Origin of the sequence: Paenibacillus sp. R14(2021), assembly GCF_019431355.1 — a bacterium.
In the GTDB taxonomy this organism is placed as follows: Bacteria; Bacillota; Bacilli; order Paenibacillales; family Paenibacillaceae; genus Paenibacillus_Z.
This window is the reverse complement of record NZ_CP080269.1, coordinates 5,866,883-5,890,120: the sequence shown is the minus strand read 5'-3', so window position 1 is coordinate 5,890,120 and position 23,238 is coordinate 5,866,883. Positions and strand designations below refer to the sequence as shown.

General features: G+C 51.6%; 19 protein-coding genes. 3 read left to right on the top strand and 16 right to left on the bottom strand.

Features of this window, described 5'->3' with window-relative positions; translation table 11 throughout:
* Positions 1-51 precede the first annotated feature (51 nt).
* Complete coding sequence (locus KXU80_RS27340) at positions 52-1,077, bottom strand: response regulator transcription factor (protein WP_219836216.1); 1,026 nt, start codon at positions 1,075-1,077, stop codon at positions 52-54.
* Entirely contained in the window at positions 1,052-2,815 is a 1,764-nt protein-coding gene (locus tag KXU80_RS27335; RefSeq protein ID WP_219836215.1) for a sensor histidine kinase, read from the bottom strand. The genes KXU80_RS27340 and KXU80_RS27335 overlap by 26 nt, the downstream gene beginning before the upstream one ends.
* A gap of 175 nt (positions 2,816-2,990) precedes the next feature.
* Between KXU80_RS27335 and KXU80_RS27330 the strand changes: the two genes are divergently transcribed.
* Complete coding sequence (locus tag KXU80_RS27330) at positions 2,991-3,449, top strand: carboxymuconolactone decarboxylase family protein (RefSeq protein ID WP_219836214.1); 459 nt, start codon at positions 2,991-2,993, stop codon at positions 3,447-3,449.
* A gap of 139 nt (positions 3,450-3,588) precedes the next feature.
* Here KXU80_RS27330 and ilvN read toward each other — a convergent pair whose 3' ends face one another.
* Positions 3,589-4,104 carry an acetolactate synthase small subunit gene (gene ilvN / locus KXU80_RS27325; RefSeq protein WP_219836213.1) on the bottom strand — a complete coding sequence of 172 codons (516 nt, stop codon included), beginning with the start codon at positions 4,102-4,104 and terminating at the stop codon, positions 3,589-3,591.
* Positions 4,101-5,837 carry a biosynthetic-type acetolactate synthase large subunit gene (gene ilvB, locus KXU80_RS27320; RefSeq protein ID WP_374987809.1) on the bottom strand — a complete coding sequence of 579 codons (1,737 nt, stop codon included), beginning with the start codon at positions 5,835-5,837 and terminating at the stop codon, positions 4,101-4,103. Before ilvB ends, ilvN begins: the two co-directional genes overlap by 4 nt.
* 474 nt (positions 5,838-6,311) lie before the next feature.
* Between ilvB and KXU80_RS27315 the strand changes: the two genes are divergently transcribed.
* Both KXU80_RS27315 and KXU80_RS27310 read left to right on the top strand, forming a co-directional pair.
* Entirely contained in the window at positions 6,312-7,220 is a 909-nt protein-coding gene (locus tag KXU80_RS27315) for a LysR family transcriptional regulator (protein ID WP_308858136.1), read from the top strand.
* Positions 7,221-7,353: 133 nt separating this feature from the next.
* Positions 7,354-7,827, top strand: a complete 474-nt coding sequence (locus KXU80_RS27310) for a cupin domain-containing protein (protein WP_219836212.1) — start codon at positions 7,354-7,356, stop codon at positions 7,825-7,827.
* A gap of 178 nt (positions 7,828-8,005) precedes the next feature.
* Here the strand turns inward: KXU80_RS27310 and KXU80_RS27305 are convergent, their stop codons facing one another.
* From KXU80_RS27305 to KXU80_RS27255, 12 genes are all read right to left on the bottom strand, one after another.
* The gene (locus tag KXU80_RS27305) at positions 8,006-9,001 is read right to left on the bottom strand and encodes an ROK family protein (protein ID WP_258171177.1); all 996 of its coding nucleotides are present in this window, start codon (positions 8,999-9,001) and stop codon (positions 8,006-8,008) included.
* Between the two features lie 28 nt (positions 9,002-9,029).
* Positions 9,030-11,273: a glycoside hydrolase family 88/105 protein gene (locus KXU80_RS27300; protein ID WP_219836210.1), complete on the bottom strand. Its 2,244-nt coding sequence runs from the start codon at positions 11,271-11,273 to the stop codon at positions 9,030-9,032.
* A gap of 81 nt (positions 11,274-11,354) precedes the next feature.
* On the bottom strand, positions 11,355-13,094 hold the full coding sequence (locus tag KXU80_RS27295) for a hypothetical protein (RefSeq protein WP_219836209.1): 1,740 nt from the start codon (positions 13,092-13,094) through the stop codon (positions 11,355-11,357).
* The gene (locus KXU80_RS27290; RefSeq protein ID WP_219836208.1) at positions 13,091-14,059 is read right to left on the bottom strand and encodes a sugar phosphate isomerase/epimerase family protein; all 969 of its coding nucleotides are present in this window, start codon (positions 14,057-14,059) and stop codon (positions 13,091-13,093) included. The genes KXU80_RS27295 and KXU80_RS27290 overlap by 4 nt, the downstream gene beginning before the upstream one ends.
* Before the next feature lie 36 nt (positions 14,060-14,095).
* Positions 14,096-14,968 (bottom strand): carbohydrate ABC transporter permease, encoded by an 873-nt coding sequence (locus KXU80_RS27285; protein WP_219836207.1) that lies wholly within the window; start codon positions 14,966-14,968, stop codon positions 14,096-14,098.
* Between the two features lie 32 nt (positions 14,969-15,000).
* On the bottom strand, positions 15,001-15,903 hold the full coding sequence (locus KXU80_RS27280) for an ABC transporter permease (protein ID WP_219839273.1): 903 nt from the start codon (positions 15,901-15,903) through the stop codon (positions 15,001-15,003).
* A 92-nt stretch (positions 15,904-15,995) separates the two neighbouring features.
* On the bottom strand, positions 15,996-17,636 hold the full coding sequence (locus KXU80_RS27275; protein WP_219836206.1) for an extracellular solute-binding protein: 1,641 nt from the start codon (positions 17,634-17,636) through the stop codon (positions 15,996-15,998).
* Positions 17,637-17,914: 278 nt separating this feature from the next.
* The gene (locus tag KXU80_RS27270) at positions 17,915-20,173 is read right to left on the bottom strand and encodes a helix-turn-helix domain-containing protein (RefSeq protein ID WP_219836205.1); all 2,259 of its coding nucleotides are present in this window, start codon (positions 20,171-20,173) and stop codon (positions 17,915-17,917) included.
* A gap of 352 nt (positions 20,174-20,525) precedes the next feature.
* The gene (locus KXU80_RS28245) at positions 20,526-20,660 is read right to left on the bottom strand and encodes a hypothetical protein (protein WP_258171176.1); all 135 of its coding nucleotides are present in this window, start codon (positions 20,658-20,660) and stop codon (positions 20,526-20,528) included.
* An 87-nt stretch (positions 20,661-20,747) separates the two neighbouring features.
* Complete coding sequence (locus KXU80_RS27265) at positions 20,748-21,707, bottom strand: sugar kinase (RefSeq protein WP_258171175.1); 960 nt, start codon at positions 21,705-21,707, stop codon at positions 20,748-20,750.
* A complete protein-coding gene (gene kduD, locus KXU80_RS27260) occupies positions 21,704-22,456 on the bottom strand; it encodes a 2-dehydro-3-deoxy-D-gluconate 5-dehydrogenase KduD (protein WP_308858332.1) in 753 nt (250 codons plus the stop codon). The genes KXU80_RS27265 and kduD overlap by 4 nt, the downstream gene beginning before the upstream one ends.
* Entirely contained in the window at positions 22,443-23,219 is a 777-nt protein-coding gene (locus KXU80_RS27255; protein ID WP_219836202.1) for a DeoR/GlpR family DNA-binding transcription regulator, read from the bottom strand. The genes kduD and KXU80_RS27255 overlap by 14 nt, the downstream gene beginning before the upstream one ends.
* Positions 23,220-23,238 lie beyond the last annotated feature (19 nt).

The window sequence follows — 23,238 nt, the reverse complement described above, 5'->3', positions numbered from 1 at the left end:
CGGAAAGCCGGCGGAAATCTCCGTTCTTCCTGCTGGGCGTTCCCATGCACGCTATTTCGTATGCTTCTGCCTGTACTCGCTCGGAAGCAGCCCGGTCTGTTCCTTGAACATTTTGCTGAAATACCGCTGATCTGCAAATCCGCACCGTTCAGCAATCCAATAGACGGGATGATTGGTGGAGACGAGCAGCTCCTGGGCGGCGCGGACGCTGATGGTCTGAAGAAAATGGCTGAACGTCATGCGCGTGATTGCGCGAAAGCTCGTGCTGAAGTAATTTTTGCTTAAGTTGACCCATTGGCTCACTTCGCCCTGCTTCACATGCGCCACCGGCTGCTCCGCGATCCGGCTGACAGCCCGGACAATCGCTTGAATAATTTCTTCGGAATACGCAGAACGGCGCAGCCAAGCTTGCAGGCGAATTCGCAGCTTCTGCAGCTGCTCCTCCATGCCGTATGTATCGATAGCGACCTCGCCTGCGTCATCCTGCCAATCGAACATGGGAAAGCTCAGCTGCCAACGATCCATGGCGAAATGCCACATGTCCCGGAGCTGCCCGGCGTCAAGCTCCTGTAGCCGGATCGACTCAAGCAGCGATTCGAACCTGTCGTCGTCCATCACCCACAGTACGCTGCCCGCCGACTCGGCGATCTGCTTGATTGCTGATGCGTGCGAGCCGCTCTGCCGCGGGCTGGGCGATTCCGTCCGCACGGCCTTGACAATTCGTTCCAATGCCTGATCCAGATCCATCTCCTCCAGCTGAGTTTTGACGATGTAATCAACCGCGCCCATGCGCAGTGCCTCTTGGATGTATTCGAAATCCTGATGGCATGTCAGAATGACCACTTTAATGGCAGCATCATGCTGCTGCGCTTGGCGGATCAGCTCGAGTCCCGACATGCCGGGCATCGTAATATCGGTCATCAATAGTTGGATGGGGTTACTTCGTAGAAATTGCATCGCTTTCTCGCCGCTGGCTGCTTCCCCGGCGATTTCAACCCCGTACTTCTGCCAAGGAAACAGCAGTCTCAAGCCTTTGCGCACCAAATGTTCATCATCCACGATCAGCGCTTGAATCAATGCCGAACCCTCCTGTCTTGTCAATGGGCAGCCGAATCGATATGACCGTCCCGTTCCCTTGCTTGCTCTCCATCTTCAAGGCTGCCAAGCCGCCATAGTAAACGGCGAGCATTTGTTTCACATAGCGCAGCCCAATGCCAAGGCCCGACTTGTTCGAAGACTCGCGCTGATCCAGCAGCTCCGCCAATTTATCCTCCGGAATGCCTTGCCCGTTATCCTGTACCCGCAGAAACAAGAATCCGTTTTCTTGGTAAATAACGACGTCGATTTCGCCGCCCTCGTCCGCATCGAAGCCGTGATAGAGCGCATTTTCCACGATCGGCTGCAGGATGAACCGTGGAATGGGCAGCTCGAGCAGGGCCGAATCGACTTCAACCCGAACGTTGAAGGAGTGATCGTAGCGGATATTCTGGAGCTCGATATAATCCCGTATCGCTTCGACTTCCTCTCGGACGGTCACCACCATGTTCTTCTTGCCGAGATTATAATGCAGCACTCTCGTGAACACGGATACAAGCTTGGAAATGTTCGTCTGTCCCTGCATGCGGGCGAGCCATTGAATCGTATTGAGCGTGTTGTGCAGGAAATGCGGGTTGATTTGTACGAGCAGCTTCTCTACCTCCAGCTGTCCCCGACGTTTTTCTTTCTCCTCCACGTCCGTAATCAGCTCCGCGATCCTCCGGCTCATCTGCTGAAAGTTGGTCAAGATTCGGTTGAACTCCGTCAGACCGGTGGCGGACACGTTGGTCAACGACTGGTTATAACTAAACCGCGTAATTTCCTTGTTGATGATGCGGATCGGACGATAAACCATTCGCCATATGAGCCAGGCGAGGAAAATGCCCAGCAGGAGCGACAACGAGGCAAACAAGCCGAATTCTCTCAACCATCGGTTTAACTCGCTGTTATACGAAGCTTTCGGAATCAGCTGCACGACGGTCCAGCCGTGGCTTCCCTCGGCACTGAAGATCTTGTATGCGGTTTCAAAATCTTCGTATCGGATACCGGCAGGAGCTTCTGCGCTCAACGTGCTGTAAATGATTTTCTCGTTCGGATCCGTTAAGACATGATACACCGGCGCATTCGGATTCTCTGCAACGGAACCGCCGCTTGGCGCGAACATGTCTTCTAGTCCCGTGATATTCGTCTCGATGTAGGCATACAGATATTGGCCTTGACCGTACTGCAGCTTGCGCAGCAAGGAGAATACCGGATATTTGCGTTCCCCGGAATCAAGCGACGGATAGGGCCCGAAGAAGGTAAAGAGCTTTTGTTTGTAGAAGACCGGCAAGGCTTGCGGGCGAAACGTTAATTTCGCGTTTGTATTGGGGAACAGCAGCGGCTCTTCGAGATCCGGCGCATAGAAAAACATCACGCCGACATTCGGATTCGAAAAGTTGACGTTCGCCATCGACTGGGAGATGTTCCGGTACAGCACGGACCGCTCGAAGGAATCTTTGCTCGATATGAATTGCACGACCTCCCGGCCAATGCCGCCTTCGACATCAAGCAGCTGGGACACCCTTCCGAGCTCCTCCAGCTTTCGATCCAATTCGTCCCGATCCCGCGACACTTTAGCCACCCAATCACGTTCGATCTTCTGCGTCTGCACGACATAGATCCAGCGATAGGAAATATACCCCGTAAGCAGACTCGGAATGACCGCAGCGATAATCAGAATCACGATCAGCCGTCCTTTCAAGGAAGGAAGAAACACGTAGCGTTGAATGAAATTCATAAGCAGCCTCCGCTGAGCAGCCAGCTCGACAGATTTGTTGCCGCTATTATACCAGTATTGCTTCTAGTTGTGGCATTATTTTCTAGCATCCTGTGCTTGTCACAATATGAGCTGCAATCTCGTTTTATTTCTGGGTCATAGTATCGTAAATCCTACAATAAAGAGAGGCATCGCGATGACACAACGTGTAAATTTCGCTCAGCAATCCCCCCAGCTCTTCAAGAAGTTTTTGGCGTTCACCAACGAATTGATTGGAAGCACAATTGAAGCTAGCCTAATCGATCTCGTTTCCATTCGGATTTCGCAATTAAATGGGTGCGATTTTTGCCTGGACATGCACGTCAAGCAGGCCGCTATCCATGGCGAGAGCGAGCTTCGCCTTAATGAGATCTCGGCTTGGCAGGATTCAAATCTGTTTACAACGCGGGAACGAGCCGCACTGACATGGAGCGAAATCTTAACCAAGCTTCCCGATCAAGGCGTGTCCGACGACGTCTACGACCGCGTTCGCGAGCAATTATCGGAAAAGGAGCTGTCGGACCTGAGCTTCCTAATCGCTTCTGTCAATGGGTGGGACCGTATTAACGTCGGCTTCAAGACGGCGAGTGGGCGTCTGACGCGGCAATCGACTTAGCGCTTATTGCATATCCCACTCTACCGAACGACAAATAAACCGATCACCGTCATGCCGGTAATCGGTTTATTTGATTGAAGCTCGTGCCAAGGAGAATGTCACAGCGTTGTTACCCCTAGGAGCAACCACGTTGTCTCAGTCATTCATATTCAATAATAGGAAGTGCATCATCCAGGAACACGCCGCGCGCCATAGCCGTCAAACCTGTACGGGTAAGTTCCAAGATGCCGTAAGGTCTCAGCAGCTCAATCATGGAATGAATTTTATCTGAATCTCCAACAATTTGAACGATCAGACTATCCACTGCAATATCGACGATCGAAGCACGAAAGGGTTCAACCATACTTAAGATTACCGGCTTTACATTGGACACCGCACTTACTTTGATAAGTGCAAGCTCGCGGTCAACCAACGGATAAGCGCTTAATTCAACAATTTGAATTACATCGATGAGTTTATTCAGCTGCTTTTGCACTTGTTCGAGCATCTTATCATCCCCGGTTGTCACAATGACCATACGAGACAATCCAGGTTCTTCTGACTGGCCTACCGTTATACTATCGATATTGAAGCCGCGGCGTCCGAACAAGCCAGCAACGCGCTGTAATACACCCGCATGGTTGTTTACAAGAACAGAGATCGTGTGACGTTTCATCTTTCATCCCCCATAATCATATCATCGATCGTGGAACCCGGAGTAACCATTGGATAAACATTCTCTTCCTGACTGATAACAAAATCAATCAGCACGGGTCCAGGTGTTTCCATCGCTTCTTTCCACACCTCACGAGCTTCTTCTTTATTTGTTGCGCGGAGTCCTTTAACGCCATAGGCTTCTGCCAGCTTTACGAAATCCGGACTGCCGGAGAGGTCCATATGACTAAAACGATTATCGTAAATAAGCTCCTGCCATTGCCGTATCATGCCGAGGACCTGATTATTCATAATGACGATTTTCACGGGAATGTTAAGAATGGAACAAATCGCAAGCTCTTGTGCATTCATTTGAACCCCGCCGTCGCCATTAAAGGACACCACAAGCCGGTCTGGGTTACCTACCTGTGCCCCGATCGCCGAAGGTAAACCAAAGCCCATTGTTCCAAGTCCACCTGAGGTAATTAGTGAACGGGGATGCTTGAATTGATAAAATTGTGCAGCCCACATTTGATGCTGGCCAACGTCCGTCGTGACGATCGCTTCGCCGCCCGTCGTTTCGCTGATCATTTCAACGACGAATTGCGGTTTTAACGTGACTTCCGAATCCGTATACCGAAGCGGATACATTTTTTTGTTTTCTTGAATCTCTGTCAGCCATGCTTCCGCATGTACCGGCTGCGCATGAAGGTTAGCCTGTTGAAGCACGGATTTCACATCGCCGAGACAAGGGATGGCCGTTTCAACGATTTTCCCAATTTCGGCTGGATCGATATCAATATGCGCGATGGTCTTCACTTTAGGAGCAAATCCGCTTGTTTTCATCGTTACTCTGTCGTCAAAGCGCGCTCCAATACTGATGAGAAGATCGCAATTTTGCAAGGCTTTATTGGCTGTGTAGGTTCCATGCATGCCCGGAAAGCCCATCCATAATTCATGCGCACTTGGGAATCCACCTAAACCAAGCAATGTCGTCGTAACAGGTATCCCGGTTTTCTCTACAAATTCGAGTAATTCCTTGGAAGCGTCCGAATAGATAACGCCTCCGCCAGCCAGAATGACAGGACGTTCGGCTTTCGCGATAGCCGCGTGTAATTTTTCGATTTGGGTTACATTCGGGTCGATATCCGGGCGATATCCCCGAATCTCAGGCTTGTTCACGGGATATTGGAAGATCATCTTCTGGCTCGTTACGTCCTTTGGAATATCGATCAGCACCGGGCCCTTGCGTCCAGTAGAAGCAATATGAAAGGCTTCATGGATAATCTTCGGCAGCTCGTTGACGTCGCGAACTAAATAATTGTGCTTCGAGATCGGCATGGTGATGCCGGTAATATCCGCTTCCTGAAATGCATCTGTGCCGATTAGAGCCGTCGAGACATTACCTGTAATGACAACTAAAGGGACAGAATCCATATTAGCCGTCGCGATCCCCGTAACGAGATTCGTTGCCCCAGGTCCCGAAGTTGCAAAGCAAACCCCCACTCTTCCCGTAGCGCGCGCATAGCCGTCTGCAGCATGAATGGCTCCCTGTTCATGACGAGCTAAAATATGTTGGAACCCTGGAAAATCATGAATCGCATCGTAAATGTTTAAGGTGCTTCCTCCAGGAATCCCAAAAACCGTTTCGACACCCTCAATGAGCAGGCTTCTGACGAGTGCCTCCGATCCTGTTACCGTATCGTTCTTCATTACCCGACTAAGCCATTCATGCTTCGAACGTTGTTCCTCCATCTTTTCCATCGTTTTTCCTCCCATTTTGCATATCATAAAAACTCCTTTCATCCCAACTGCGATGTTAATCAGCAATTAGGGACGAAAGGAGCTTTCGTGGTACCACCCAGATTCACCGGAAATCTCATGATTTCCAGCCTCATGAAGTCAAACTATGACCTCTAGCATGATAACGTATGCCAAACGTTTGAGCTTATGACCGAGTTAAGGCGCCTCAACCCAGGCTTTCACTCAAATGCTCGGAGATGACCGTACAAGGGTTTAAGGCAAAGCTTTCACCAAATCCTTTGCTCGCTGAACGTAAGAGCCCTTGTACTCTATTCTCTTCATCACATGGGAATATTTAGAGAGCTTCTATCTCTAATGAAAGTTTATTGACTGCTTATACGTTATGTTATCATGGAGTAAGCTATTTGGGTTATGAAGAGATTCAATACCCGTTATTCCGAAACTCGATACCTAGTGGAGGTCAGAATGATGATTGATTTGTTAGAGGGGAGATTTTTCAAAACGTTCCTTGCGGTGATGGAGGAAAAAAGCTTTAATCGTGCATCAGAGAAATTAGGCTATGTTCAATCTACGGTTACAAACCATATTCAGCAGCTGGAACGAGCATGTGGACAAAAGCTGTTCCATCGTTTATCAAGAGGCGTAAAACCGACAGAAGCTGGTTTAAAGCTCGCTAAATTCGCCCATCAATTTGTACATTTAGGGCTGACATTAGAAGAAGCTATGCATGAATCGGAGCAGCCAGTAGGAACGATTGGCCTAAGTATGCATGAATCTTTTTTTGTGACGAGAATGTCTCCGCTTATCCAACAGTTTAAGCTTGAATATCCGAAGGTTAATTTCAAAGTGAAAACAGGATATCATCAGGATGTTATTGACGATGTTTCGCAGCATGCTGTTGATTTTGGCATTGTTCCTCGAAATCCCCAGAGGGATGACCTTCATTTTTACCCTATGCTGCAGGAAGAATTGATTTTTATTGCCTCAGATGAAATGACGAGAAAAGTGGAGACGGACGGCTTGAAGGTGCTAAACAGTGAAACTGTGATCAGCTTCGGAAACAGTTGTTTAATTCATACGCATGCCATCAAGGTTCTAGATGAGGCTGGCGTAGAAGCAAGCAGTGCTATTCAATATCCAAGTATTGAAATGATTAAACAAGCCGTAGAGTGCGGTATAGGCTTTGCGCTCATTCCAAGAGTAGCAGCGGAAAAAGAAATCGCTGAAGGTAACTTTCAATTGCTGCCTATAAACCCGGGGATTTTCTCCACCCATGGCATTATTGTAAATAAAGATCGGGATTTAAACTTACCCGCCGAAATGTTTAAATCATTCGTATTGGATCATTACGCTTACGAGACCGATCCTGAATAACTAATCGTCTCTTTGGGCAAATCGCTGCCATAGACACATCATTTAAAGTTTTGACAAGTCAAACAAAAAAATGCTAGTATGTGAAAGTCCTAATTATAGAATAAATAATTTTAGGTAAAAAGGAGAGTGAACGATGACAACGCCTCAAGATACGAAACGCCATGGCATTCATCATAGCCATGAAGAAATGGAATGGTTCGATGTACTCCCGGGAGAACAAGTTGCTTATCGTGTTCACGGTAAAGACGTGAATAACGAATACTCTGTGTTCGATCTTCGCATGGCCCCCAAGCAAGGGAACGGACCGGTCGCCATTCACCATAAGGCAGACGAAATCTTCCGGATACTAGAGGGCGAAGCTCGTTTCCATGTCGACGGGAAAGAATTTAATGCAGCAGCAGGTGATGTCCTTGTCGTTCCAAGAGGTACGCCCCATGCATTCTTAAATATAGGCGACACGCATCTGCACATGTCGATTATGTTTACGCCTCCGGGCGATGAACTTATCTTTAAGGAAGTTCAAGGAAAGTCAATGGAGGAAATTATTGAGCTAGCGAAAAAATATGAAGTAAGCGTCGTGGGACCCCCTATTGTCTATAGCAAATAAATCTCTACAGATCGCCAAGAAACCCAACGTCTTTGTCAAGACGTTGGGTTTCCCTATTAAGAACTGGAGCTCAAGCCGCTGGACGTTACGAGCTCCGAAATCCAGCCCGTTTCCTCTGCGATCTCCAGTTCGCCCGAGCATGCGGGCGGTGAGCAACTTAGCCGGGTCCCCGGCATGATTACGTGTCCATTCTTGTGCGTATCATGCCTTTAATTGCGCGAATGGCGCCTATGGCGCCGGCTTCGTTGCCCAGTTCGGCTCGCACGATGCGGATCGGATTCGGAGTCAGCTTTGCCGCTCTTTCGCGTACCTGATGGATATAATAATCGCCAGAATCAACCACGCCTCCTCCCAGTACGACCACCTCGGGATTAAGAAGGGATACCATGTTGGCGATGACCACTGCCATGCAGCTTAACGGCCGCTCCATGATGCTGAGTGCCGATTCGTCCCCTTCGGCTGCCGCCTGGAGTACGTGCCTGGCGTCGATTCCATCCGCTTGTCCGCCCGCCAGATCCAGTACCTTCGAGCTTCTATCGGTTACACGAAAATACTTGCGGGCGGCTTCCCCGATGCCGGTGCCCGACGCCGCCTTCTCGAAGGGACCGAAAGCTTCCCCGTCGTTCTCCATGCCATCAGTCTCGGCGTCCGCATCCACGATCCAATTGCCGATTTCACCGGACGCCCCATCAGCTCCGGCGTACAGCTCCCCGTTCAGAATCAACGCGCTTCCAATTCCGGTCCCCACCGTCACAAGCGCCACATGTTTCATGCCGCGGGCCGAGCCTTGCCAAAGCTCGCCCAGCGCAGCTAAATTGACGTCGTTATCCAGATACACGGGACCCTTGTAGTAATGCGCGATGACCGGCCGGATATCCACGGCGGGCCAACCAAAGGCCGGCGCGCCGCTCAGGACTCCCGCATCCTTGCTTATGACGCCCGGAAATCCGATTCCGATTCCCGTCAATCGTTCGATATCACTTCCATCTTCCGACAACAAATCGTTCAATTCATCAAACAACCAGTTGAAGAAACGATCGGGGTCCGCTTCCCTTTGCGTCGCCACTTTTTTCTTCAATCGGATTTGACCGCTTGCGCCGGCGATGCAAATCAACGTTTTCGTCCCTCCGACGTCTATTCCAGCGGTCAAGCCTGCCTCTTCTCCCTTATGCACGTTGGCCACCCCTTTACATGATGATCGATTAGACGTTTTGTAAATGCTTCTCCAGCAGGTCCATTTCGACACCTGCGAGCATCATAATGCCGATTCCGTGATTATCGTTGACAACCGTCAACAGATCGTATTTGTAGTAGTCCGCCGTAAAAGCGTACCTCGACCCGCTGCATACGCCGTGCACATTCCCCTGGCGGTCGATCGCTTCTTGGGTCAGCCCCTGCCAAGCGCGCTGCGCCGCCAAGGTGAACTTGCCGCTATCCTCCAGCCAGCCAAAACGGACCCCTCTTGCAAAGGCATACGCAAACATGGCTGTACAGGACGCTTCCTCATAAGCGTCCGGGTGCGTCAGCACCTGGTGCCACAGCCCCGATTCGCTTTGCAGACCGGCAACGCCGGTGCACATTTCACGGAAAAATGCCAGCAGCGCGGGCCGGTCGGCATGATCCTCCGGCAGCGATTCCAACAGCTCAGAGAGCGAGAACAGACACCATCCGTTGCCGCGCCCCCAAGGAATGCGTGTCGCTTCCCCGTATTTGAAGTCGAACACATGCGACATCACGCTGTGCTCCGGTATGAATAGATAGTCTTTGAACAGCAGAAACTGCTTCGCCGCATCGTCTGCATAACGGCGGTCGCCTGTCAGTTTAAAGTACCGCATCAGGAAAGGCGTGCTCATGTACAGATCGTCAGCCCAAAGCGTATCCGCCGAATATTCACCCTCACACAAGCGGTAATATGCGCCGTCTTCCCTGCGTTCAAGGCGGTTCAAGATAAAATCCGCTATCATCTCGGCGATTCGGGCACTGTTCGCATCCGCATTGCCCCCGGTTAAGTACCCTTCCAGCATCGCGGAGCCGAACGAGCCGCAGTTGTCGAGCATCTTCATCAGCACAAGCTGATGATTAACGGACGGAAAGCCGTATTGTTTCCGATCCCAAAGCGAATAGGCGTACATATCGGTACAGGCTGAAATATGCCTGTTCGCGTATTGCTCGATATCGAGGCGTCCGAGCGCCTTGGCGGTACGCAGCAATCCGTACATGGTAACGCCCAGCGGATAATCCCATCTGCCGTAGTTCGTTGCCGAGCCGGTCGTCCATTTATTGCTAAGCATGGCATTCTCGTAATAAGGACGTACGCGCTGCCTTGGGCCGTCGAGATACCAATAGGTCTGACCGATTGGCCGGCCATCCTCGTCTACTCGGTCGAACAACCGCTTCATGGACTGCACTTCGGAAGGCTCCAATTCGACGTCTTGCGAGAGCGGTCCTGCATACAGCCATGGGCCGGAGGCGCCATGAACGATTACCGGCAGTTGAAATGCCACTTTACCGGACGATAATGTCACATCAAGCTCGAAGCCCCAGCCGCCTGAACGACTAACCGTCCGCACCAGAACGCTGCCCTCTCCCGCCGTTATGGACTTCTCCACGCGGAATGCTCCGCCCTCGTCGGTCTCTATGATCGGTACTCCGTCCAACCAGACCGTCGTCGGGCCGAACGCCTTGACTTCCCATACGGCCCGCTCGACCGGTGAGGTCGTTTCGAGCTTAGACCAGGCATATGCCGCCGCAGGCTGACGGGGCAGGCCAAATAGGCGTTCGCAATTCGGCTTTACCAGGTCCTCTTGGCTATGCTTCGAAGCGGGAAGCCAGCCTAGACCGCTTTCTTCTTCAAGGCTGTCGAAATCCGGGAAGAGACCATTCTCTCCAAATCGTCTTTCCTTGGTCGGCTCCGAATAAATCCATCCCGCGGCTCCAGAACGCCCCTCGAAAGGCGACAGTACATGTAGAATGCGCACTTTTGCTTCTTCCGCTCCGAAACGGCAGCCGAAGCCCGATCTTGTTTTGCGTGCCTCAATGACGATCGTATTCCAGCCTTTGCGAAGCAGCAGCGGAATGACGACTCTTGCGTCCGGCTTCATCTCGTCAACCACGACGGACCGGTATAGCAGCGTTTCGTTCACATACAGGCGGATCGGTCCAAGAGGCATCATAGCGGAATCGATCGACCTTTCGTCATCGCTCCAAACGCGTCCTAACGCATAGACGTAATCGTCCTGCTTCGCATCCGTCAGCCGCCATGACAGGTCAAGATCGAACAGCCCATCCTCCATCTGCAGAATGCCTGATTCCGAGAACGCCCGGTACGCGAAGGGCACCTCCGGGTTCGCGCCGACGTAGCGGTTCGCGAGCGTTGTCAGCATGCCGCGGTCATCGTCACCCATCCAGTAGCGAATGCTTTCGCGCCGTTCCAAATATGCCGCCATCTCTATTGTTCCCCCTATTGTAAAATTCCACCGGCCTCATTCGTGCCCGTGGAACTTTGACTGGTTTATGATTCATCCAAATCAAGAAAGTCGTATCGTTATCGTATGGTCGTACGGAGTCATCACGTTAATAAGCAATGTCTTGCAGCCGGTTGGATACGCCGCATTCCGGATCGATTGCGACCAGTGCTCATGAGCCGCTCCCGTCACTTCGATCCAGTCGTCCCCATTTTCATAACGGACAGTGCCGTCAAGCCAGAAGCTCGCATGCGCATCGACGGCTTTAAGCGTCCCGGAAGCGAATCGCCCTTCATCGCCGAAGACGAGTGCGATTTGTGTCACCACATCGGCCGGTTCTTCCGCGATGATCCGCAGCTTCCAGCCGTCTGCCAATTCAGTCGCTTCGACGCGGACAGGCATCGCCTTCGTATGCGTTGCTGGGCGGTGCTGGTGCGGAAGCAGATACCATGGGCTGACCGTTTCGCTTGCTGAAACGGGCAGCAGCGGCTTCGGCACCGGTCCGTTATACCCTTTCTCCTGAACGGCCGACAGCTCCCAGCCATCCGGGGCGGCAGTCAGCTCGCTCATTGGTATCACGCCCGGCTCGAAGCTCGATCCGATCTGAACGCCAAGCAAACGGGCTTTGCCGTGACGGAGCGCGAAGAATGACGGCGTCTCTGTCATGATGGTCGCACTGGTCGCGCCGCTTCGAATTCTAGCGACCGGTGCGCCGAAATCTGGATGCAGCCGGCTGTGCTTAATCTGGCCGCCATGTCCGGCCGCATCCATTGCCGCCAAATACGTCTTGCGCGGAAATTCATTTCCCAGCACTTTCCTGTAGTGGGTTGGCAGCTCGGCAGGCTTCACCGATGCTTCCCGGAATGCCGGTTCAAGCAAAAGAGTAAGCAAAGCATTGTTCGGCAGCTCGTTGTGATGCACAAGCGATTCACCGGCCAGCTCAGCCATTGCCTCGAATACCGGATCCTTGTCGAGAACGGCCATCATCCGATAAGCGATGAAATAACCCGCCAGTGTGTGCATATGGCCGAAATCCTGGCGTCCGGAGTAGTCGGTGACGACCTCGCCGGTCGGATGAACCAGATACACCATCATCCGAAGGTTGCGGCGTACCTGATCAAGCAGCTCTGGCTTGCCAAGCAGTCTAGCGGCATGAATGAGCATAATGTCACTGACGGCATTGTAAATGCCGTTGCTGCGTTCGGTCCATTCGCCGTCCGGCGTGCAGTCGAGACCTTCCGCAAGCCATTCCTCCGCCCGCTGCCCGGCCTCCTGCAGACCGAAAATTTCTTTCAGGAATCCAAGGGACGCACATAATACCCATCGATGATTCGGGGTATGGATACCGCCGGTGAGCATGGCGGGAATCGTACGTTCCAGGAAGAGCCGCATCGCGGCGATAACGTCTTCAAGCGGCTGCCAATTGCTGTCTTCCAGCAGCAGGAGGGCTTGGGCATAGCAAACGATGACGAAACCCGTATCCGGCGGCGAATGATAATTCGTCCACCCCGGCGAGATCGTCCCGTCCTCATGCTGCATCCGCAGCATATAATCGGCAGCAATTGCCAAGCTATGCAGCACGTCCGCATCGCGATAATAGCGCGATGCGGGGTTAACGATCGCGGCCGCCCAATAGCCCATGACTGCCGGAGTTCCGTTCGTGTGGTTCGGCCATGCGATGCCGCTTCCGGGATCAACGACGCCCCCGAAATAACGGCTGTTCGCGTCTCGCACCTGATTGTCGATGCCGAGCGCAGCCAATGAATCGTTCAACCCAATTAACGTATTAAATACGGACATCATTTCTCTCCTCCAATCAGCCCTTTGCGCGCTTCAATTTTGCCGACAATCTGCTCATGGCATTGTTCGATTTCTTCCGGCCTGCACGCTGCCTTCAGCTCATAAACCTTGATTGGCGCCTGGTCGATAATAGCGAGAAACCGGTCAAAATAGGAATCGTCCTTGCTGTGAACGTAAGGGCAGTAATGGTCGGATAGACCGATCGTCTCATGAATATGAACGCCGATGATATCATCCTTCATTGCGTTTGCCTCGTTTGCGTTGTCATACAGCCCCATCCGCTCCATCATCATGCCGTGGCCGATGTCGTACCACAAATATAACGGCGCGCCCTTCATGCTGTCGATAATGGTCTTCGCTTCTGCGAGCGTCGGCATCTGATAACAACGCGAACGGGTTTCGATGCCAAGCGCAACATCCCATCCTTTGGCGGCAATCCGTTCGCATGCCTCCTCGAGACTATGCTGAATACGGCGCAAATAATGACCGCTGAGCGACTCCCGCCGGTCCAGCATTTGATCCCACAGTTTCCGGTAAGCTTGCGAATCGGGCCCCTGCTCCTTGTAAATGCCCTTCAACGTTTCGTCAATGTTATAATCAAAGGGAACTTCTCCTGGATGGACGACGACGGCTTTGGCCCCGTAACGGTTCGCATACTCCGCCGATTGAACCAGCAGATCCACTGCCCGCCTCCGCTTCTCCTCGTCATCGAAGCCCAGCAAGACCGAGTCGGTTCCGTAGTCGGGATCTTCGATATGCGGGAACGTGTTGTGTACGCTCGAAACGCCGATCTCTCCACGCTCGATCATCGGTTCGATCGTCCGCAAGTGTTCCCTCGTCACGTTATAGTTCAGCTCCACTCGGTGGAACCCGAGCGCCCGTATTTCATCCGCCATTTCCCTTCCGACGGCATGCCTTTTAATGTTCCAGCAGGTCGAAAAGGAATACGCTCCTTTTGATGCGCCCATGTGTTCCCCCTATTGCCTTATCATTCGAAGCAAAGCTTAACCTTTCACAGCTCCCAGCATAACGCCGCTTACAAAATAGCGCTGCAGCCAAGGATATACGATCAGGATCGGAACTGTCGCGAAGATAACGCTGGCCGATTTCAAGCTCTCCGGCTGTGTCATCACCCGCTGTGTTCCTTCCATCTGCATCAGATCGCTGATCATGTTATTTTGGATAAGCTGATACAGCTTCAGCTGAAGCGGATACATGTTCGGGCTCGTGATATACATGAGCGTATCCGTGAAGCCGTTCCAGCGCCCTACCGCATAGAACAGGCTCAGCGTAGCGATAACCGGAAGTGACAAGGGCAAAATGATCTTGAACAGCGTGTTAAAGTGACTGCTGCCGTCAATCTCAGCCGATTCCTCCAAGCTTGTCGGAATGCCGTTCAGAAACGAAATCAAGATGATTAAGTAGAACGGATTAATCATGCCAGGCAGTACCAGCGCCCAAATCGTATCGAGCAGATGCAGGTTACGCACCAGGATATACTCAGGAATGACGCCGCCGCTGAAGAACATCGTAATCATGATGATCACCATAATCGATTTACGGCCCTTCAGATTCGTCTTGGACAACGGATAACCCGCCGCAATCGTCATCGACATACAGAGCACCGTAAACAAAGCGGTCAGCAGAACGGTAAAACCGAGCGAGCGAATCATCGACGTATCGGAAAACACGCGGGCATACGCTTCGAAATTGATTTCAATCGGAAATAAGCTGACTTCACCCGATACAATCGACCGGCTGGAGCTTAGCGAGATCGCAATAATATGAACAAACGGAGCCAGACAAACAAGTACGCATACCGTTAAAAAGATGAAGTTGAATGTATCGAAAAGCCGATTGGCGGCTCTTTCTCCCATGTCATTCGTTCCTTTCCGCAAAAAAATCGAAGTTATAGAATGCTTTCATCGGTAAGCTTCTTGGATGCATAATTCGCCCCAAGCACGAAAACCAGTCCGACGATCGCTTGGAAGAAACCAACGACCGTTGCCAGCGTGTACTGTCCGGATTCAAGGCCTATCCGGTACACGAACGTGCTGAGCACTTCGGAAAAATCGCGTACTGCCGCATTGCCGATAACATAAGGCCGGTCGAAGCCAATGGAAATCATATTACCGAGATTGATGATGAGCAGCGTGACGATCGTTGGTTTGATTCCAGGAATCGTAATATGCCAAATCCGTTTCATTCTACCCGCGCCGTCAACTTCCGCCGCCTCGAAGAGTTCTTTGTTAATGCCGGTCAAAGCCGCCAGATAGATAATTGTGCCCCACCCTGCGCTCTGCCACACGCCGACGAGCAAATAGGTGACCAGCCAATCGTATTTATCGGTCAAAAAGGGAATTGCATCGAAGCCAAGCGATGTGATGATGTTATTGATCATGCCGGATTGCGTTCCGAATACTTGATAGACAATGCCGCCGATAATGATCCAGGAAATAAAGTGCGGAATATACAGAATCGTTTGCGAAAACTTCTTGAACCAAACCGTTCTTAATTCGAAAAGCATAATTGCAAGGATGAGCGGGGCCGGAAACGAGACGACAAGATCGAGCAAGTTCAGCATAAGCGTATTTCGCAGCGTTTTGAAGAAATCATGCATATGGAACACTTCTTTGAAAGCGTCGAACCCGATCCACTTGCTGCCGCCAATGCCCTGAAAGAAGTTGAAATCTTTAAAAGCGATCTGAATGCCGTACATCGGTCCATATTTGAAAACGATAATGTACGCGAGCGGTAACAAAAGGAGCGCGTAAAGCTGCCAGTATCTGCGTAAATATGCTGTCGCGATCATCATGGTGACCTCCTCTGCAGCGGGACGCACGGGCGGAGCTTCCGCCATAAGGCATCGCTCCGCCGCTTGCTCCCGTCAAATTGACGATTTTTCTATTTCTGTGCTTTATAAGCAGCCGTACGTTCGTCCAGTATCGCTTGACCGCCGCTCGACATGTAATCCTTCATGATCGAATCGAAGGTGCTGTCGAATTTGTCCGGCTTCACAACCGCCGTCTTCACGATAAATTCTTTATATTTATCCTCCAAGGCTGTTCCGTACTTCGATTCGGATTGAATCGGCTTGTTGAAATGAATCGGCATGATCATGTCTGTTTCCGCCTGTTTTATCATCGTACGGGCATCATTCTGATACGCCGGTGCAAGACCTAGTACAGTCGCTTCATGATTTTTCACGGGGTCGCCGAGCTGTTTGCCGTTAGAAATGATCGCCATGTCGCCAGAGTTATAGACTTTAGCTTTTGCCGTTTCTGATTGGTTTTCGATGGCCATCGGAACGCCGTCTTTAAGCGTGTAGTGCTCTCCCTCGAAACCATTTTGCATGGTGAAGAGGTTTTTGTCCGAAGCCATCCAGTCCAGATATTTGAGCGCTTCCACTGCGTGCTCGCTCGATTTCGGAATCATCAGGTAGAGGCCGATTGGAGCATAGCCCGGTTTTGGATGATGTCCTGTCTCGTCCGAGTAAACGTCTACCGGAGTTATAACGGAGCCCTTCACGTTTTTCTGCAGCGTCGCGTAGATTGAGTCCGCAGCGTACACGCCCGGAATGTCTTCACTGAAGAAGCCGACTTTGCCGGTAGTAATATCTTGGTTAAGCTGTTTCTTGTCTTGGTCAAGGCTGAAGTCTTTGCTGATCAGCCCTTCGTTGTACAGCTTGTTCATGAATTTCAGCGCGTCCTTGAAGCCCGGAAGCAGCGTCGGGAAATCATTGGAGCCAAGCTTCTGGGTGAGCGTATAGCGCTGCTCTTCCGTCAACGGCTTGATAAACGACCAGATCAGCGGATCGATTTGGGCCGGCGCAATCGTCATGCCGAGCGGAATCGTTTTGCCGCCGGTTTGTCCTGGATCCTTCGTTTTGAATGCTTGAAGCGTTTGGTACAGTTCATCTGTCGTCTTCGGTACAGGCAGGCCTAGCTTATCCAGCCAGTCCTGACGGATGTACGAAGCATATTTGCCAAGATCCACCCGTTTCGCCGAAACTGCGAACTGTTTGCCTTCGATCTGTCCAAAGCTCAGCGTGTCGTCACCCAGAAACTTCTTCAGGTTCGGGGCGTACTGGTCGAGCAGAGGTGCCAGGTCGGTTAAGCCGCCTTGCAGCGCATAGCGGTTGAATGTTGCTTCATCGTACGTAAACACGATATCCGGAACGTCGCCGCCGCTTGCCATCAGTACGTTCAGTTTTTGTATTTCTTCCGAACGCGGCACCGGAACGTATTGTACGTCAATATTGTTCGGCTTACCGAAATTGTCTTGTACCCAATTGGTCATGAAGTTGTTGGTTACACTGCTGCCTGAAGGAGAATTACCACGGTCGAATACTTCAACCTTGAGTATTGCCGGATCGCCTTTGGCCGTATTGTCGCCTTTGGCCGTATTTTCGGTGCCTGCCTTGGTATCCCCTGCCGAATTCGACTTGTCTGAATTCGAGGAACATGCGGACAACATACCTGAACAGATTACCGTGAGCGAAAGCATGAGCACCGCAAATCTTCTTCTTTTGTTTTGGTTTGCCATTGTTACAACCCCTCTTCGCTTTAATGAATTCCGAATTACGGATCGCGTCGCTGCAGGTTTGCTGCCCCTGCCGCCCTTGTCTGGTTCGGATGTTCGTAGTATCGCATGCTGTTTAAATCTACGGCAATAAACCAGTTTCCAAACAGCAAACTGTTTATCTGAATGACCACTCAGGTCCTGCATGCAACCGTTTTCCCGATATAAACTATTTGTCGTTTTCCAAAGCACAGCCTTGCTTAGTCAGTAAAAAAAGCCCGGAATACCGGGCTTTTGGGCTTTTATTCAACGGATAAGGAATGGGCTGCGGAAGGGCGCATTTTCAGCTTGCGGAAATCACCTGGGGTGACACCCGTTACCCGTTTGAACACTCTTCCGAATGTAATGGAGTTCGCGTAACCGACTTGAAGCGCAATGTACTGAACGGATTCCTCCGTCTCGAAGAGCAGTTCCTCGGCGCGCTGCATACGGAGCTGAACAAGAAAATCAACGAATTTCATATCGAATTCGATCTTAAATAAATGGCTGGCGTATTTGCCCGAAATTTGAAAACGGTCGCTTAAATGTTTCAATGATAAATCCGGGTTTGCAAAATGCTCGACGATATAGCTTCTCATTTCTCCAATCATCGCTCGGTGGCTTTTCGTTTCGCATACGGCGACATAGGTGCGGTAGATATCGGTCAAATAATCAAGCAGCACGGACTGCATCTCGCCAAGCGTTGACGCATTTCTAAGCAGATGCTGCCATTTGACGGCATTGTCTCCGGTAAAATGCTCGCGAAGGCCTTCCGACAAATCCTTAAGCTCGCGTCCGAGCATCTGCAACAGCGCTTGAAGCAAGGTTCGGATGTCTTCGTCCCGCAGCCCATCGGCAATGAGCATGGCGAACATTTGCTCAAGGCGCTGACGCCAGCCGTCACTCGTCATCCTGAAGTCCTGAACGCAATCGGCAATCAACTGCAAATACTTAAACATTTCCGGCGCGGTGTTACTCGGCAATTCGTCGCTCATAATAACGGCGTCTTTCCCTAGCGACAGCTTATGCTCAAGCGCGGAAAGCGCACGTTTGTACGATTGGTTCATGACGCCCGGCTCCGTGACGGTTGAGCCTACTCCAAAGGATAACCAAATTCGAAGATGTTCAGCCACCCATTTGCGGCTGTTGTCCACCGCAGCAAGGATCCTTTCCTTCACTACATGCTCTTCTTCCGAAGCTTTCAAAATGATGCCGGAGCGGTTACCGTTGATCCATTCCACCCAGCCGTGCAAATTTTCGTTTCGTGCCAACTCCTGAAGTACGTTCATCAGCGCGAACTTCAACACGTTCTGATCGCCGGAAGAATAGAAGCTTTGAAATTCGTCATACCGGTTTATTTCCGCAACGACGACGATGTACTGCGCTTCCTCTTGCATGCCGGCCAGCGGTGAGAGCTTCTGCAGCCGTTGATGCATGCTTTCGGACCATTCGCCTCCAATCAGATCGAGAAAAAGCTGACGTCGCTTCACAAGCAAATTTTCGCGGTGTTCCTTTTCGAATGCCGTCGTTTGATCGATCAGGCTGGACAGTGCATGATCAATCAGGGACAGCTCGTCCCGTTTGTTCGAGCTGCCTTCCCCGCGAATTTGCACCGCCTGTATTCTCCTCATCATGAGCTGGATCGGCTTGTAATTCTTCCGGGTCACGTAAATAAAGTAAAATATGGCAAAAGCCACAGTCAAAAGAGCGATCAGCACCCAAACATAGGAAATAACCGATACCCATGCGAATAGCTGCCCTGCTTTGATACCGCTTTCAAATTCCCAATTCAGCGTAGCTGAATGCATCGCCGTCAGCACCTTGCCGCTTGCTCCGTCATCCCCTCTGACATCGCTAGGATAAATCTCATTTCCCCTGTTATCAGCTACCCGTAGGAACGACACCTGATGATTAACCGTTTGATCGATGAATTTGCCGATTTCGTGCTCGCTTACATTAATGACAAGCAGTCCTTCGGTGCCGAAGGGCAACGGCGTCTGCTTGTACATGGAGATTACCTTTACCCGCTTGTCTTCACTATTTCCCGGAAGTTCCCGAACGGCAGACCATCCTCTGTACTTCGCGTTCCCTAACGCTTGCCTAACAAAGCTCCGGTCTCTAAACGAATCGAGATCCTTGATCCCGCTGGATGTCAATACAGTACGATCTGAAATACGAAATAGATAAATCGAGTCGATGAATGCATTGTTCTTCTCGATCGTCCGCACGCTGTTCACAACGTTGTAGGCGACAAAAGAATCACTGTTTAACGCATTCATATCCAAAAACTGCACGTAGTTTCTGTTCGTTGCCGCTTCGTTCAATACAGTCATTTCCGCTTCTTGAAAGATGCGATTCACGCTGTCCACTGTATAGCCGGTAGATATCTTATCCGCCTTCTCCGTTTCCGAACGGGAAATATCGTTGACCACGATGAATGAAACAAAGATCAGAATCGAGATCGTGAACAAAAAAACCGGGAAATACGAAATCAACAAACGAAAATACCAATTTTGCGGCACTTGCAACCCCTCCTATATCGAACAGCGTTTTGCATGCCGGTAAGGAACCTTGCCCCAATTGTTCATTGAACTCATTAAGCACTTCCTTTTTCCGCTTTACGCTTCAGGCCGCATCTCTCATATTAGCATTGTTTGTTGGCAAAGCGCACCTTTCAAATTTTAGATTTCGACTACGAAGGTCGCGGAATGCATAAATTGCGAATCATTTGATTTTTGCTTACAATTATGGCTGTTAAGGCAGATCGACAACGAGAATCGGGGGGGAGTGGGGATTAACATGGGTCGTATTATCGGGTATCAGGCCGTTAACTAGCCTCTGACGGTCGACCCGGCGATCTAGCGCATTCTCGACCTACTCGCTGAACAGCAAATAGAGCCGCAGCATCGGCAGCCTTAAGGTCGTCGTCATCACCGCGCCCATTACGCCCCAATCGGTCGTGAACTGGCCTTGGCAGAACAGCAGGCCGAGCGGGGGCGTCTTGAGCATTTCTTGGAAATGAGCATCTTGGCGATCGGAACTCGTCCCACGCCGCCTGGAAGATGAAGATGGACATCCTGCTCCTACTTCATCTCTTTATCGTTCGATAGACCCTGAACCGGCCAAAAGTTGATCCACTTCTTTCCAGAAGGGCAAGGCCTCCCAGTCTCCTTCTTGCTGAACGGTAAGCGCGCCGGCAAGTCCGCCAAGACGTACGGCATCCTCGAGCGACAATCCTTTCGTGATTCCTGCTAGGAAACCGCCGGTAAACGCATCGCCCGCGCCCACGGTATCCACGACCCGTTCAACGGATTCGAAGGGAATGCGGATTTCTTCATCCCGCGACAGCAGCAGATTATGATTCGCGATGCTCTTAATCACGGTTGTTCCCGGAAGCGCTCTGACATGCTCCAATAATTCATCCTCTTGATCGCTGCCGTACATCAGCTTCAGTTCATCGTAACCAGGCAAGAAATAATCGGCCTGCTCGGCCAACGCGAGAAAAACCGGCCTCGCTTGCTCGGATGTCCACAGCTTGAACCTCATATTGGGATCAAAGCTTACTTTCACGCCCGCCGCCTTCGCAATTCTTACGGCTTCGAACACCGCCTCTGCGCAGGTTGGACTTAGAGCTGGCGTGATGCCTGTAATATGAAGGATATTTCCGCTTGCGATATAAGCAGGGTCCAAATCGGCGGCCGTCAGCAGGCTTGCCGCCGAACCCCGGCGATAATAATAAACGGATAATTGGCCTCGCGTCTGTTCGCGCAGCATCAGTCCCGTCGGAGCTTCCTCGACGAAACGCACTTGACTGACATCTACGCCTTCGCCCCGAATCGTACGATGGATCGCGTGTCCGAGAGGATCCTCGCCCAGCAGCCCGAACCAGCCCGGCTTGCAGCCAAGCCGGGCAAGGGCGATCGCAACGTTGCTTTCAGCCCCGCCGAACGATTGCATTATGGTTCTCCCTTGATTCAGTCCTCCCCCGCCTTCAGGAAAGAAAAGTCCCATGCTTTCCCCGAACGTTACCACATCCAAATGTCGCGTTGGCGTCATCGAGCCATCCATCCGCCGTCCACGCACATGACGTGGCCATTCACATAATCGGAAGCCGATGAAGCGAGAAAGACCGCCGGCCCTTTCAAATCCTCCGGACTGCCCCAACGGGCTGCAGGGATGCGCTCGAGAATGGCTTGGCTTCTCTTCTCGTCCGCTAGAAGCGGCGCCGTATTGCGAGTATCGATATAACCTGGTGCGATGGCGTTGACTTGAATACCCTTGCTCGCCCATTCATTCGACAGCGCTTTTGTGATACCGGTGACCGCATGTTTGCTGGCCGTATAACCGGGAACGTTAATCCCGCCTTGAAAGCTGAGCAGCGAAGCGATATTAATGATTTTGCCGCTGCCTCTTTCGATCATGTGATTGCCTGCAAGCTGGCAAAAGAAGAACACCGAATGCAGATTGATATCGATGACATCGTACCAATCTTCACGCGCGTGCTGAGCGGCCGGCGCCCGGCGAATGGTTCCCGCATTATTTACGAGAATATCGATACTGCCGAAGAACGCCAACGCCTCTTGGAACACAGCCTCCAGGCCGTCCGCATGGCTTAAATCGGCCGAGATTTGCTCGATCTTGCCTCCGAATTCACGCACGATGCCGACCGTTTCATTACTGTTCGATGCGGAAACTGCCACTATGGATGCGCCCGCTTCGGCTAGTCCTACAGCGATCGCTTGGCCGATCCCGCCGGACGTGCCGGTAACCAGCGCCGTTTTACCCGTTAAATCAAAGCTCATGATTTCCACTCCCTTGTATAAGGACCCGCGTTCCCTCTTGCCGAAACAACTCTGCCGTCTCGGATGAGATGCCCGAATCCGTAATGATCGCTTTCACTTCACCGAGTTTGGCGAAGGTGAACAATGCCGCCTGCCCAAACTTATGATGATCAGCCACCGCATATGAGGCTTTTGCCGTTTCCAGCAAGGCGCGTTTGAGCGAGACGGACTCGCCGGCGTAGATCGTGAAGCCGTATTCCAGGTGAACGCCAGTCGCGGATAGGAACGCCTTGGAAATATTCAGCCTGCGAATGTAAGCTTCCGCTTCGGTGTCGATCAGCATGTTCCGGTACTGATAGCCGCCAGGCACAACAAGGCGAATCTGCTCTTTGCGGGCAAGCTCCGCGATGATGAGCAAATCGTTCGTCACCACCGTCAGCGGCCGATCGGGCAGTCTTCTCGCGATTTCCAGTGTCGTCCGGCCGCCGTCCAAGGCGATCACGTCTTGCGGCTCGATCAGTGCGACGGCCGCAGCGGCCGTTTCCAGACGCTCCGCTTCATTCGGCACGACCGTCTGCTTCGGCGATAGAATGCCGAGCTGATTCTCCTGCGCAAGGACCGCGCCGCCGTGGATGCGCGTCAGCAGTCCCTTCTCCTCCAGCTTCGCGAGGTCTTCCCGGATCGTCTTCCCCGTCACCTGCAACAGCTCGGTGAGCCGCGCGACCGTCACTTCCCGTTCGGCCAGCAGCAGCTCCATGATTTTCTCGTATCTTCGTATGACGTTCATTCGGATTCATTACTTTCGC